Annotated in this window: 10 protein-coding genes; all 10 read right to left on the reverse strand. The window is 61.3% G+C overall.

Annotated elements, in window-relative coordinates:
* Nucleotides 1–28: 28 nt before the first annotated feature.
* The 10 genes from murG to mraZ all read right to left on the reverse strand — a co-directional run bounded on the left by murG (nucleotide 29) and on the right by mraZ (nucleotide 13083).
* Entirely contained in the window at nucleotides 29–1111 is a 1083-nt protein-coding gene (gene murG / locus HMPREF3169_RS06785; RefSeq protein WP_061923485.1) for an undecaprenyldiphospho-muramoylpentapeptide beta-N-acetylglucosaminyltransferase, read from the reverse strand.
* Nucleotides 1112–1140: 29 nt separating this feature from the next.
* Entirely contained in the window at nucleotides 1141–2562 is a 1422-nt protein-coding gene (locus tag HMPREF3169_RS06790; RefSeq protein ID WP_061923488.1) for an FtsW/RodA/SpoVE family cell cycle protein, read from the reverse strand.
* A gap of 21 nt (nucleotides 2563–2583) precedes the next feature.
* The gene (gene murD, locus HMPREF3169_RS06795; RefSeq protein ID WP_061923491.1) at nucleotides 2584–4041 is read right to left on the reverse strand and encodes a UDP-N-acetylmuramoyl-L-alanine--D-glutamate ligase; all 1458 of its coding nucleotides are present in this window, start codon (nucleotides 4039–4041) and stop codon (nucleotides 2584–2586) included.
* A 2-nt stretch (nucleotides 4042–4043) separates the two neighbouring features.
* On the reverse strand, nucleotides 4044–5156 hold the full coding sequence (gene mraY, locus HMPREF3169_RS06800; RefSeq protein ID WP_061923494.1) for a phospho-N-acetylmuramoyl-pentapeptide-transferase: 1113 nt from the start codon (nucleotides 5154–5156) through the stop codon (nucleotides 4044–4046).
* 29 nt (nucleotides 5157–5185) lie between these two features.
* A complete protein-coding gene (gene murF / locus HMPREF3169_RS06805; RefSeq protein ID WP_061923497.1) occupies nucleotides 5186–6715 on the reverse strand; it encodes a UDP-N-acetylmuramoyl-tripeptide--D-alanyl-D-alanine ligase in 1530 nt (509 codons plus the stop codon).
* On the reverse strand, nucleotides 6712–8292 hold the full coding sequence (locus tag HMPREF3169_RS06810) for a UDP-N-acetylmuramoyl-L-alanyl-D-glutamate--2,6-diaminopimelate ligase (RefSeq protein ID WP_061923499.1): 1581 nt from the start codon (nucleotides 8290–8292) through the stop codon (nucleotides 6712–6714). Before HMPREF3169_RS06810 ends, murF begins: the two co-directional genes overlap by 4 nt.
* 49 nt (nucleotides 8293–8341) lie before the next feature.
* Nucleotides 8342–10174 carry a peptidoglycan D,D-transpeptidase FtsI family protein gene (locus HMPREF3169_RS06815; RefSeq protein ID WP_061923698.1) on the reverse strand — a complete coding sequence of 611 codons (1833 nt, stop codon included), beginning with the start codon at nucleotides 10172–10174 and terminating at the stop codon, nucleotides 8342–8344.
* Between the two features lie 466 nt (nucleotides 10175–10640).
* The gene (locus tag HMPREF3169_RS13120) at nucleotides 10641–11450 is read right to left on the reverse strand and encodes a cell division protein FtsL (RefSeq protein ID WP_239238300.1); all 810 of its coding nucleotides are present in this window, start codon (nucleotides 11448–11450) and stop codon (nucleotides 10641–10643) included.
* Nucleotides 11447–12493 carry a 16S rRNA (cytosine(1402)-N(4))-methyltransferase RsmH gene (gene rsmH / locus HMPREF3169_RS06825; RefSeq protein ID WP_070456007.1) on the reverse strand — a complete coding sequence of 349 codons (1047 nt, stop codon included), beginning with the start codon at nucleotides 12491–12493 and terminating at the stop codon, nucleotides 11447–11449. The genes HMPREF3169_RS13120 and rsmH overlap by 4 nt, the downstream gene beginning before the upstream one ends.
* Nucleotides 12494–12648: 155 nt before the next feature.
* Nucleotides 12649–13083: a division/cell wall cluster transcriptional repressor MraZ gene (gene mraZ, locus HMPREF3169_RS06830; RefSeq protein WP_061923504.1), complete on the reverse strand. Its 435-nt coding sequence runs from the start codon at nucleotides 13081–13083 to the stop codon at nucleotides 12649–12651.
* Between the last annotated feature and the right edge of the window lie 700 nt (nucleotides 13084–13783).

Here is a 13783-nt window from a genome sequence, read left to right on the forward strand (position 1 = left end):
TCAGCTTCAAAGATCTTGCGCGAGGGTTTTAGGCGCGCGCTTGCTCGATGGTGGTTGCGATTCGGTCAGCAATGGTGTTGGCAACGTCGCCAGCAGAGTTCGTCGCCGCGGCCGCGCGCATTTCCTTTAAGCGAGCGTCATCTTCCATAATGCCGCGGACCTCGGAGACCAAGCGCTGGGGGTTGAGTTCGGCGTCGGCGATCTGCACGGCAGCACCGGCTTCTACTAGCTCGCGGGAGTTCAGTGCCTGCTCACCATTGCCGATTGGCAGTGGCACGTAAATGGCAGGAACGCCGGCAGCGGTTACCTCAGCGACCGTCATCGCGCCTGAGCGGCAAATCATCAAGTCAGCTACGGCAAGGGCGCCGGCCATATCGTCGATGTACGGCAGAGGCGTGTAATTCGGAGCAGGCGCCGGCGCCTCATTCTTCTTGCCGTAGGCATGCAGGACCTGGTACTTCTTGGTCAGCTCCGGCAACGCGCCCGCCACTGCCTTATTGATGCTGGCTGCGCCCTGCGAGCCACCGGTAATGACGATGGTGGGCATATCCTCGCGCAGCCCCCAGCGCTTACGGGCCTCCGCAGCCACAGAACCGTCAGGGTCTTGACCCATTCCTGGGCGCACTGGGATACCCACGACCTCGCCAGGCATGCCGGAGTTCGGGTGCGCGTTGAAGCCGATTCCGCCCAAACGCACTCCAAGCTTATTTGCAATGCCCGAAAGCGCGTTGGTTTCTAGCACATAAAAAGGCATGCCTAGAGTCTTTGCAGCAAGGTAGGCCGAAGCGGAAACGTATCCGCCCGTACCAAAGACCACGTCAGCCTCAACGTCTTTTAAAACCTTGCGGGTTTGCATTACCGACTTTGCAACGTTCAAAGGAAGCTTAAACAGATCGACATTCACCTTGCGCGGAACCGGAACAGGGGTCACCATGCGCAGATCCACCCCGCGGGCGGGAACGATATCGCGCTCCAGTCCCTTCTCGGTGCCCAACGCGGTTAACTTCGCGCCGTGACGCTGCCGGAGCGCTTCACCCACTGCGAGCGCTGGTTCGATATGGCCTGCGGTGCCGCCACCTGCAAGGACGACAGAAATGGGGGTGGAATTCATGACCTACAGGCTACCAGCGCCACCCAGGCCTACCGCTTCTCGCCGCGCCGCGGCAGGCGGTAATCACTAGGCCCACGGCTCGTCACCGTTCGGCCAAAGCGCTCCTCGCGCTCCGCTGGCCGACGCCCGCCCCGATTCTTCTGCGGCTGCGAGGCATGGCGGCCTCCCTTACGCTTCGGGGCGGCGTCGAAAAGCTGCGGCTCGGGGATGAAAAACAGACGGTCGAACAGCGGACGGCCGAAGTTCTGCATCGCAGAAATCTGCAGCGGCTCATGGCGCGCGACGTTACACAGCACGCCCATCGAACCGATGGTGATAAGCGCTGCGGAGCCGCCTGCGGAAATCATCGGCAGCTGAATGCCCGTCACAGGAAGAAGACCCACCACATAGCCGATGTTAATGAACGCCTGGATAACAACGCCGACCGTCAATGTGGCGGCCAGCAGCGCCTGGAAAGAATCCTGCGCATTCTTTGCCGTACGCAGCCCGATGTAACCCAGTGCGGCAAACAAGCCGATAACCAGCAAGCCGCCCCACAGCCCGAGTTCCTCGCCGATGATGGCGAAGACGAAGTCATTCTTCGCCTCCGGCAGGTAGAACCACTTCGCACGGGATTGGCCGAGGCCAACGCCCCAGAACCCGCCGTCGGCAAGCGAAAGGAAGCCCTGGTAAGCCTGGAAACCGGTGCCCTGCGTGTCCTCGATGTTGCCGCGGAAAGCATCAAAGTAGGTGTGGAAACGGTGCGTACGGAAGCCGCCGCCCAGAAAGACTGCGGTTAAGCCCAACGCGCCGAGGCCAATGATGGTGGCAGCGACGCGCCAATTCACGCCCGCAAAAAGCAAGGTGAAGATAACCACCAAGGCAAACGACGCCGCCATGCCGATATCGCCCTGCAACACGATGAGCACGAACATCACAGACGCGATGAGCGAGTACATCATGAATGGGTCAGAAAGACGCATCGAACGGTGCGGCTTGCCCGCCAGCGCCGAAGCGCCGTACATCGCTACGGTGACACGTGCGAACTCAGAAGGCTGGAAAGCCACAGGGCCCAGCGGAATCCAGGACTGCGAACCCACCGTCTCACGACCGGTACCCACGCCAGGAATCAACACTGCGATGAGCAAGATGATGGACAAAAGCAGCAGCCACGGCACGAACTTACGCAGCGTATAAGGAGAAACCCGCAGCGCAATCCAGAACAAAATCAGGCCGCCTGCCACGAGCAGGCACTGGCGGATGGCATCTGTCCACACGTTGGAGTTTTCTGTGAAGGAGATCGCCATGGATGCGGAGAACGCCATGAGCACGCCAATGCCAATCAGCGAAAAGATGATAATCCGCAGCAGCTGGTAATCCAGCCCCGGTTGCGCGCGGTAGTGTTGGCGGATTTCGCCCACGCGTTGGCCGAGCGTCTTCGACGCTGGTTGTTGCGGCCTAGTTGCGGTCATGGAGTCTCCTGAATTGCGTGGTTAACGTGCGATGCGCTGGGCGGCTGCGGCGAAGAAGTCACCGCGCTGTGCCATGCCTTGGTACATATCCAACGATGCCCCAGCCGGCGCCAAAAGGACGGTATCGCCGGGTTCGGCGTGTTGCACGGCGACGGTAACCGCCTCCTCCATTGCCCTTAGGGGATCGGTGGATTCGATGACGGTGGTGGCAACTCCACGCTGCTGGAGGGCGTCGTAGAGCACTTGCTTGTCGACGCCCATTACAACCGCTGCTTTTAGCCTTTCCGCGTGGGCGTCGAGAAGATCGCTGACGTCGGCGCCTTTGAGCTGGCCGCCAGCGACCCACACCACATTGTCCAACCCGCGCATCGCGGCTTCGGCTGCGTGGGGATTGGTGGCTTTGGAGTTGTCGATGAAAGCGATGCCGTTATGGCGGTGCACTAGCTCGCCGCGGTGACCGGCGACGGTGTAGCTTTCGAGGCCTTCGGTGATTGAGGCCGGCTCGGCACCGGCGAGCAAAGCAGCGCAGGCGGCTGCTGCGGCGTCGAGAATGCCCGCCATACCAGAGGGCTGAAGGGCGGTGACATCGTCGATGACGGTGGCGCTAACGCCTGCCACGTTGTTAATAACGAGCTGACCGTCGATGACGCCTACTTCCCCATCATTCGGAATGGTGTGGGTAAAAGCGTGGGTGTCTGGAGAAAGCGCGCCGCGTTCTGCGGCGGCATCGGCGTATTCGCGGACCTGGGAGTCGTCGCGGCCGATGACCGCGTGGGCGCCGGCAAGCACCTTTGCCTTGGCCTCAGCGTAGGCACCGAAGGAACCGTGCCAATCGAGGTGGTCGTCGGCAAGGTTGAGAAGTACTCCGACCTCCGCGCGCAGCTGGGAGGACCAATGCAGCTGGAAGGAGGAAAGCTCAGCGACGAGGACGTCCACGCGTGGGCTGGCGGCTAGGGCGTCGAATGGCGAGGTGCCGATGTTTCCGACGGCTTGGGAGCGCTTTCCGGAGCGCTGCTCATCGGCGGCCATGATTGCGGCCAGCATGCCGGTGGTTGTGGTCTTGCCATTGGTGCCCGTGACGGCAAGCCAGGTGCGCGGTGCGCCGAAGACGCTGGCGGCATCAAGACGATAGGCCAGCTCGACATCCCCGATGACCTCTACCCCGGCCGCAGCTGCGGCGAGCAAAAGCGGCGAGGACGGCGCCCAGCCCGGAGAGGTAACAACGAGGGAGTAATCGGCGGGGTTGGCAGTGGCGGCGTCGATTGTGGTGACAGAAAGGTCGGCCTCCAGGCGTGCGCGGGAATCCGCGTTGCCATCAGCCACCACGACGTCGGCGCCGAGGCGCAGCAGTACGCTCGCACAGCCGCGGCCGGACACGCCCGCGCCGGCGACCAAGATGCGCCCGCGCAAGGAATCAGGCAGAGCCGCGGGCGAGACCTCGGAATTGGAGGCAGCAAAATCGAAGGCAGCGGACGACATGACTAGCCCACCAGCCCGATACCGGAATCAGCGAGCCAGTCGCCGTAGAAGATAGCAACGCCGGCCATAGCCGCCATGGCGGCAATCAACCAGAAGCGCACGACCACTGCGGTCTCTGCCCAGCCACCGTTTTCGAAGTGGTGGTGGATTGGAGCCATACGGAAGAAACGCTTACCGCTGGTGCGGAAGACCACGATCTGGATAACAACGGAGACGGTCTCGATGACAAAGAGCGCACCGATGATGATCATCAGCAGCTCGGTGCGGCTGGTCACGGAAATGCCTGCGACGAGGCCACCGAGTGCGAGGGAGCCGGTATCGCCCATGAAGATCTTCGCCGGTGCCGCGTTCCACCACAGGAAGCCCAGACAGCCGCCTAGGCCAGCGGCGGTGAGAACCGCGAGATCCAGCGGGTCGCGGACCTGGTAGCAGCCGGCTGTGAACTCGGTGGCACAAGAGTTGCGGAACTGCCAGAAGGTCATGATGGTATACGCACCCATGACAATCGCGGTGGTGCCGGCTGCGAGACCATCCAGACCATCGGTAAGGTTCACGGCGTTCGACCACGCCGCGATCAAGATGTACATGAAGATCAAGAACACGATGGTTCCCACGATGGTCGGGCCAACCGCGAAGTCGAAAGTCTCAATATCTCGAACGAAGGACAGCTTCGTGGTACCAGGTGTCAGGCCAGTGTCATCCGGGCGCTGCAGGCAGAGCAGGCCAAAAGCCAATGCGAGGGCGAGCTGCCCCACCAACTTGGCGGTCTTGTTTAGGCCCAAGTTGCGCTGCTTGAAAAGCTTGATGAAGTCATCGGCAAAACCCAAGCCGCCGAGGCCCAGAGTCAAGCCCAACACCAAGATTCCGGAGAAGGTAAAGCCACCGTGGCCGGTCACCTGCCCGTAGATTCCCACCGTCAGGTAGCCCACCGTGATACCTGCCAGAATGGCCAGGCCGCCCATGGTCGGGGTGCCGCGCTTGCGCAGGTGCGACTTCGGGCCGTCCTCACGGATCTCCTGACCCTTGCCAACATCCGAGAAATAACGGATGAGCAGCGGGGTGATGAAAATCGCTACGAGAAAGCTGACCACACCAGCGATGATGATCTGTGTCACTTGCTTGGGTTCCTTCTAATATTCGTGAGCTAGCTCTGGTTGAGCTTTTCTGCAACGAGCCACAGGCGTTGGGCATTCGAAGCTTTGACGAGGACGACATCTTTGGCGTCCCTATTTGGCCAATCGTCCACGCCTACTGGCGCGGTACGCAGAAGGCCGTCAACAATTTTTGCGGCCTCATCAACATCGGCACAGATACTAGTATTTATACCCTTTGCTTGTGCCGCTTCCGCCATCGCCCGCGTGTTGACGCTAGTGCCCACGGCCACCAGATGGTCTACGTGGTACTTCGCCAGCTCACTGCCCAACTGGCGGTGCGAGTCGAGTGCGTCCTCGCCGAGCTCGCCCATCTCGCCGAGCACGGCGATGGAACGGGCGTCGGGACGCGCCGCCGCGGTATAAGCCAGCGCGGCGATGGCCGCACGCATGGAGTCTGGGTTTGCGTTGTAGGAGTCATCGATGAGTGTGACACCATCGCGACGGTTGCGCACGTCCATGCGGTGCTCCGACGCAATGCGGTGGCCAGACAGAGCGTTGGCTACCAGCTCGGCGCTTAGTCCCAGCTCGATGGCAGCTGCAGCGGCAGCCAAGGCGTTGGAGACCTGATGCGCGCCGAAAACCTGCAGTTTCACCGGCAGCGGATGCGCGTCTGGGGTATGCATCATGAACGAGGCACGAGCGACATCGTCAAGCTGGACCTGCGTAGCGTAGTACTGCACATTAGAGCCTTGCTTATCCACGGCCGAGTAGTAGACCACCTTCGCATCCGTGCGCGGCGCCATGCCGGCGACGAAAGGATCGTCCGCGTTGAGCACTGCGACGCCGCCGTCTTTCGCGCTCGGTAGGGCCTCGACGAGTTCGCCTTTGGCTTGGGCAATGTTCTCGCGGGAGCCGAACTCACCCAAATGGGCGGAGCCGACGTTCAAGACCACACCGACCTTGGGTGCGGTGATGTTAGTGAGGTGGCGAATGTGGCCGATACCGCGGGCGGACATCTCAGCCACCAAGTATTCGGTGTGCTCGTCGCAACGCAGAGCGGTATAGGGCAGGCCGACCTCGTTGTTAAAAGAGCCCGGAGGCGCGACGGTCTCCCCCGCTGCGCGGAAGATAGTGGCGATGAGATCCTTGGTGGAGGTCTTGCCGGCCGAGCCTGTCACGCCCACGATGTTGAGGGCGGAATCGGTAGCTAGGCGCTGCGTGACCGCGCGTGCCAGTGCGGACAAAGCCTCGATGACTGCGGCGGCTGAGCCGTCTTCATCGTTGGCATAAATGTCAGCGTTGGCGCCGTCGCCTTCGACCTTGCCCTTCGGCTCAACGACAATAGCCGACACGCCAACAGGACGTGCCGCCAGCACAGCAACTGCCCCTGATGCGACTGCTTTTTCTGCAAAATCGTGGCCGTCTACACGAGCACCCGGCAGTGCGAGAAAAAGCCCGCCCGGGGTGACTTTGCGGGAATCGAATTCGACGAATCCAGTCACCTGCACGGAAGGATCTTCCACGCAATCGAGGCGACCGCCAGTGATGTCAGCGATTTCTTGAAGGGTCAATGCAATCATGCTTGTTCCTTTTCCACAGTGTCACCGTACCGCGCATTTTCCTGTGGCGCGTTGCCGGCTAGCTTTTCGTCGAGAGCGCGTGCGAGCTCTTCGCGGTCGTCGAAGTGAACAGTCTCATCGCCGATGATTTGGCCGACCTCGTGGCCCTTGCCTACGACGATGACGGCGTCGCCAGGTGCGGCCCAGCGGACTGCTTCGTCGATGGCGGCGGCACGGGAGCCGACCTCGCGGATATCGGTGGTCGAGGATGCCTCGCGCGCGCCCTCAATGACGGCCGCGCGGATGGTGGCTGGATCCTCGCTGCGCGGATTATCGTCGGTGACCACAACAAGGTCTGCGCGCTCTGCGGCGGCAGCACCCATCAGTGGGCGCTTGGAGGAGTCGCGGTCGCCTCCGGCGCCGACGACCACCGCGAGGCGCCCATCGGTTCCCTCGAGCTGGCCACGCAGGGTATCGAGAACGGCGGCGACTGCGGCCGGCTTATGGGCATAGTCAACCACGGCGACGAATTCCTGGCCGCGGTCGATACGCTCCATGCGGCCTGGAACGGCCACGCGCTCGATGCCGGCCAGGAACTGCTCGACGTCAACGCCAACGGCGGCCGCCATGCCCGTGGCCAGGGCGGCGTTGGCAATATTAAATCTTCCTGGCATCGGCAGCTCGAAGGAATGCTGCTGGCCTGCGAAGTTCATATCCACATGCTGCTCGCCAGTGACCTCGGTGCCGGTCTGGGTCGCGGTGACCAGAGTTGCATCGACGGCGTCGGCCAGTTGCTGTGCCTGCTCTGCTGCGGTGGTGGCAACCACGGTGCGCGGCTTACCGGCGGCGCGCTCCAGCATGCGCTTGCCCCACTCATCGTCGACGCAGATAACGGCGGAGGCGGCGGATTGCGGGCCGTCGAAAAGCGCGGCCTTGGCCCCGAAGTAATCCTCCATCGTCGGGTGGAAGTCAAGGTGATCTTGGCTGAGGTTGCTGAAACCGCCGACCTTGAAGTGTGTGCCCCGCACGCGGCCCAGCTCGAGAGCGTGGGAGGAAACCTCCATGACCACGTGGGTAACCCCCTCCGCGAGCATGCGTGCGAACAGCTCCTGCAGCGTCGGTGCTTCCGGGGTAGTCAACTTGGTGGGAACCGGCGTGCGGTTGATACGAGTGCCGGTGGTGCCGATGAGACCGACCTTGTAGCCAGCGTGGAGCAAGCCCGCCTCAAGCAGGTAGCTGGTGGTCGTCTTGCCGGAGGTGCCGGTGACCGCAATGACGGTCAGCGACTTCGTCGGGTGCTCATAGATTTCTGCGGCGATGAGCCCCAGCACGGCGCGGATGTCTTCGACCACGATGATCGGGCGGCGCTCCCCTGCTTCCTGCAAGTGCTGCAGGCCGGCTTCGTCGGTGAGGATCGCCGCTGCTTCGGTGCCGCCGGCGAACTGGGCGCCATGCACGCGGGTTCCGGGCAACGCTGCAAAGAGGCCGCCCGCAGCAATCGCCTTGGAGTCGAGACTGCAGGAGGAAACAGTGACGGTCTCGTCACCGATAACGCGCCCGCCGCCGATAGTAGCGAGGCTTTCTAGGTCTACGCTCATTGCTTTCTCCCCTTTTTGTAGTGCGAAGGTGTGGTATTCGTTGAAGTTTTTATTGAGCGCGCAGGGTCAGCTCCGGCGCGGGCTTGGACGGTGGAATGTTGTCGCGGTTGAGCAGCCAGCTAGCGATGTCCTTGAACACCGGCGCAGCAGACTGGCCGCCGGAACCGTTGTCGTTGACGCCCGACTGCGGTTCGTCGAGCATGATGGCGACGACGAAACGAGGGTCGTCGGCAGGCGCGATGCCCGCGAAAGTGATCCAGTACGCGGAGTTGGAGTAGGCGCCGGTCTTCTCATCGACCTTCTGGGCGGTGCCCGTCTTACCGGAAAGCTGATAGCCCTCGATGTTATTGCCACCCGCGGTGCCGTTCTGGACGCCATTTGGATCCTTCTGGAACACGGCGCGGAACATATCGACGGTGGTCTTCGCGGTTTCCTCGCTAACCACGCGGGTCTTGCGCGGCTCGTCGAGTTTTTCCTTCTCGCCGTCTGGGCCGGTGATAGAGGAAATAATGCGCGGTTCGATGCGCTCGCCGCCGTTGGCAAGCGCTTGGTAGACGCTGGCCAATTGCAGGGTGGTCCAGGACTGGCCCTGGCCGATGGGCAGGTTGGCGAAGGTGCCGCCGGACCACTGTTCCTGAGCCGGTACGAGGCCTGCGGATTCATTTGGCAGTTCAATGCCGGTGGTCTCGCCAAGGCCGAAGGCCTCGAGATACTTGGCGTAGCGTTCCTGGCCCAGCTTCTGGGCGAGCATCAGGGTACCGACGTTGGAAGACTTACCGAAGATACCCGTAGTGGTGTACGGCTCGACGCCGTGCTGCCACGCATCGTTGACGGTCACACCGGACATGTCGATGGAGCCCGGGACTTGGTGGACCTCGTCCGGAGTGGTGACGCCTTCCTGCAATGCGGCAGCGGCGGTGATCACCTTGGCAACGGAACCTGGCTCATAAGGGTGGGACACGCTCCGGTTGTCGAAGGCCTTGTCTTCTTTGAGCTGCTTTTCGATGTCCTTGTTTGGGTCGATGGTGCCTGTGTTAGCCATGGCAAGAACCTCGCCGGTAGCAACGTCGAGAACGACTGCTTGGGCGTTCTTCGCCTTGGAGTTCACGCGGGCCTTTTCGAGCTTTTGCTGGACATAGGTCTGCAGGTCTAGGTCGAGGGTCAAGGTGACGTTCTTGCCGTCTGTAGCTGGAACCTGATCGCGCAGGGTGCCCGGGATGGCTTGGCCACTGGTGGAAACGTCCTCGGTGGAGCTGCCGTCGATACCGGTCAGTGTGGAATCGCCGGAGGCCTCGAAACCGAACTGGCCTTGGCCGTCCATGGAAACCTTACCGATGACGTTTTCGGCAATTGCGCCGTTGGGGTACTGGCGGATCTGCTGCTCGTCGGCAGCCAAGCCGTGGTACTCCTCGGCGATCTTTACGGCGACGTCAGGATCGACGTTGCGGACCAAGACCTCATACTGCGTATCAGCGTGGAGCTTATCGAGAATGTGCTTGGAATTGACGTCGCCAGTGCTAAGGCCCGCGGCCTTGATCTTGTCTGGGATGCCCTCAGCCATCTCCTTCAGGCGGGACTCGACCTTGTCATCTAGGAACTTGTTGCGGGAGGCTTCGTCCATGCTGTCGAAAGAATCCTCGCCAGTTGCCTCAATCTCTTCCTGCTCCCGTAGCTCTTCGCGCAAGCGGGTCGGGGAAACGGTCAGCGAGCGGGACTTCATGGTGTAGGCAAGGCGCTGGCCGTTGCGGTCAACAATCTCACCGCGGCGGGCGGAGTCGATGTAGACACGGGAACGCTGTGCCACCGCCTTCGCGGCAAGATCCGGGCCCCACACGAGCTGTACCCAGGCTAGGCGCCCGCCCAGGATAACGAGGACGACCATCAGCGCAGAAACGACGGTTTTAACGCGCTTGCTAAGGATTTCCTTCTGCGGCAAGAACTTGAAGCGGCCGGGTGCCGCAGGACCGCGGGTTTGCTTATCACGGCTGGCGGCAGTGACGCGCTCACTCGGACGCAGCGCATTGGCACGCGGCATGGCAGAGCCAGTGTTGGCTCCTCGATGGGTGCGGTTAGTGGGACGGCCCTGACGGTAGCCTTCGTTGCGTCCCAGGCGGCTTTGGTTATTGCGATCCGCAGGGGTGCCCCTGCCGGCGCGCCCCTGGTCCCTCCGGGAACCGCCATAGCGGTCACCTGAATTGGGTCGAGTCACAAAGTCACCTTTTCCTTTTGCCGATTATCTTTTTACAGCTCATCGCGCTGCAGACAGTCTTGGATCAAGATTTTGCCCTATAAATGCGAAGTGCTCGCGCAGGCACGCGCGAGCACATCCGAAGAAACCACATTCACAGCTAGTTGGCATACGGCGCTTGCGCCGGAATGTTTGGCAATTCCACCTGCGCGCCTGGTGCCGGCGATGAGGCGTTCTCTTCACCTGGCTGTCGGTCCGTGCGTTGGCGGCCTTGCGGCACCTCGTTCAAGCTACCGGAAACATCCTTGGTTGCATCCGGGTCACTGGAAGCCTGTCCCGGTCGAACCGGTGCGCCGTTGACGTCAACGATTGCTTCGGTTGCCGGATCCGCTGGGCGCTTCTCTTGCGGGTTACCTTCTGGGTCAACCTCAACGATGCCCGGCTGCGTCGGAACGCCCATCTTGGCCTCGTTGGCACGGCGCGCTACGTCGGATGCCGAACGCACGTTTTCGAGGTCGCGGTTCAAAGTCTCAAGCTGGTTATCCAGCTCAGACTCCTGGGCAGTGAGATCCTTGACCACGAAGGTCTGCGCGGTGGAGATACCGGACAGCCACATGGAGACGACCACGCCGAAAATCAGCAAGCCGATTGCGATGAAGGAAAGCCGGGTAAACAGCGAGTTCTTCTTGGTGGTTTGCTGCGGAAGCCGGCGGCCACGGAAGGACACGACTTGCTTCGAGCCCAAGCGGTTGCCGCGGCGCGTCGGCACTTGCGTGCGATGCGGGGCGCGGCGCGGAGTACGCTGTGGGACCGCACGGCGGCCTGGCTCGAGAAGAGTCGTGGCGGCTCCGGTATCAGTTCCGGTAGTAAAGTCGCGGCTCGCCCCCATGGTGCGGGTCCTTCCTAGTGCTGGGTTCTGAAAAGTCTGTGCAGAGTAGTTACGTTCAGGGATACGTTCGTTAAGACTCATGACGTGCCTCCCGGTGGGTGCAGCGAAGGCTCGCCCTCAAGACGCTCGATAGCGCGGACGCGAACCGAAGCAGCGCGGGAGTTTTCCTCGATCTCTTCGGCACTCGCCTTTTCCGCACCGCGGGTGACGGTCTTGAACTTCGGAGCCGTACCCGGCAGGTCCATTGGCAAACCGGCGGGAGTTTTCGACTTCGTCAGCTCAGCAAAAGCCTGTTTGACGATGCGATCTTCCAACGACTGATAGCTCATGAACACCGCACGCCCGCCAACGGTGAGCGCGTCAGTGATGACAGGAATAACCTGCTCGATTGCCTCCAACTCGCGGTTAACCTCCACGCGCAGCGCCTGGAAAGTGCGCTTTGCAGGGTGCCCGCCAGTGCGGCGGGTGGCAGCCGGGATGGTGGAATAAAGCAGTTCAACGAGGCGCTCAGAGTTACTAAAGGGCTCCTTCTCGCGCTCCTTGAGGACGGCGGAGGCAATCTTTCCGGCGAAGCGTTCATCGCCGTAGGTCTTCAAGATGCGCGCCAAATCGCCGTGGCTATAAGTATTGAGGATGTCCGCAGCGGTAATCCCATGCGAAGGGTCCATGCGCATGTCCAAAGGCGCGTCGGTCTTATAAGCAAAACCGCGTTCGACCTGGTCAAGCTGCATCGAGGAAACGCCCAAATCGAAGAGCGCTCCGGCGATTCCGTGCTCACGCGCGACGTCGAAAATCGCGCCCTCTGCGCGCTCAATTTCTGCACACACATCATCAAAGCGGGCATTGACGCCGACGAAGCGATCTCCGAAGGGCGCAAGGCGTTCGGTGGCTGCCGCCAAGGAGGCGGCATCGCGGTCGACACCAATTACGCGGACGTTGGGGAACTTGTTCAAGAAGTACTCGGTGTGCCCGCCGGCCCCCAAGGTGCCGTCGATAAGCACTGCGTTATCGCCCGCAACTGCAGGTTCTAGCAGCTGTGCCATGCGCTCACGCATAACCGGCACGTGGCCGTGATTATCCGCTACGTCGTAATTTACTGCCGAGTTATTGTCCTGAGCCGTCATCGCTGCTAGTCACCCCCCACTTATGAAAAATTGTCTTACAGTGCAAAAGAGTGCGTATAGGGCCCTGTCCGAGGCAGGTTTCTGATATCGGGGAAGTACACCAGAGCATCCACCTCGGGCAGAGTCCGTACACGCACTCATCGCTAGCTGCATGTCTAAAGCAAGCCAGCGAGTACGTCATCGGCGTCTGCCGCCGAGTAAGCATCTTCAGTTTGCGCCTGGTACTCAGCCCATGCGGCTGCGTCCCAGATTTCAAGGAAGTCCACCGAACCGACAACCACGCACTCCTTCTTGAGGCTTGCGTACTCGCGGTGGGCTGCTGAAAGCGTGATTCGCCCGTGCCCGTCTGGCCTTTGCTCATCCGCACTTGCTGCCAAGTTACGGATAAACGCACGCGCATCTGGGTTCGTACGAGATACCGCCGCCGCTTTTCGCGCTCGCGCCGCAAATTCCTCACGCGGGTACACCGCTAAGGAATGGTCCTGACCTTTGGTAACCATGAGGCCACCCGCCAGCTCTTCACGGAACTTCGCTGGAAGCGTTAGCCGCCCTTTGTCATCGAGCTTGGGAGTGTAGGTACCGAGAAACATCCCGGGTCCACCTTCCTGTTACTCGAAACTCCGGATTCCTCTGTGCAGCCCCTCGCGCCGGCAGATGTTCAACACACATCCACAGGCCCTCGGTTCCACACTGTCCCCCACTCTACCCCACTTTCCCCCACTTCTGTCACCTTCGGCTGTGTGTTTAAAAGTTTTCCGACAAATCAGCCAAGGTAGAAGACCGTTTTGACGGTGGGAAGAATTCCCCAGCCACCCCCTTGACAACACCCTGCAAACACCTCAACTACCCCACCAATCACAACAACATATTACGCCCCACCGCCACCTTGAACCCCGCATGTTGCGATTAGTGCAATCCGCGCTCAGCTCGCGATGCGCGTTTACGACTACCCCAATTGCAGCCGCCTGCCCGGGTACCGACGTTTGGCGGCCCGTCTTTATATCCATTTCGACAAATACCCAGGGCTGGAAACCCAGAGTTCATGGTCGGTTTTCAGTCACCCCATAGAGCGCTAACCCACGAACAGGAGGTCTGGTTTTCCAGGGCTGGTAATCCTCTTGAACACCCCACAGCCGCCTCGCACACCGCCGGGATACGCACCGCCGCCCAACGCACGCAAAAGGCCACACTCACCCCGCAGTGGGACAAAGTGGGGAATGTGGGTCGAAGTGGGCGGAATGGGTAAAAGTGGGAGATAAAGCTCAGAGAAAACTAAAAGCCCGCATCCAG

The organism is Corynebacterium sp. HMSC08C04, assembly GCF_001807495.1.
Taxonomy (GTDB): Bacteria; Actinomycetota; Actinomycetes; order Mycobacteriales; family Mycobacteriaceae; genus Corynebacterium; species Corynebacterium simulans.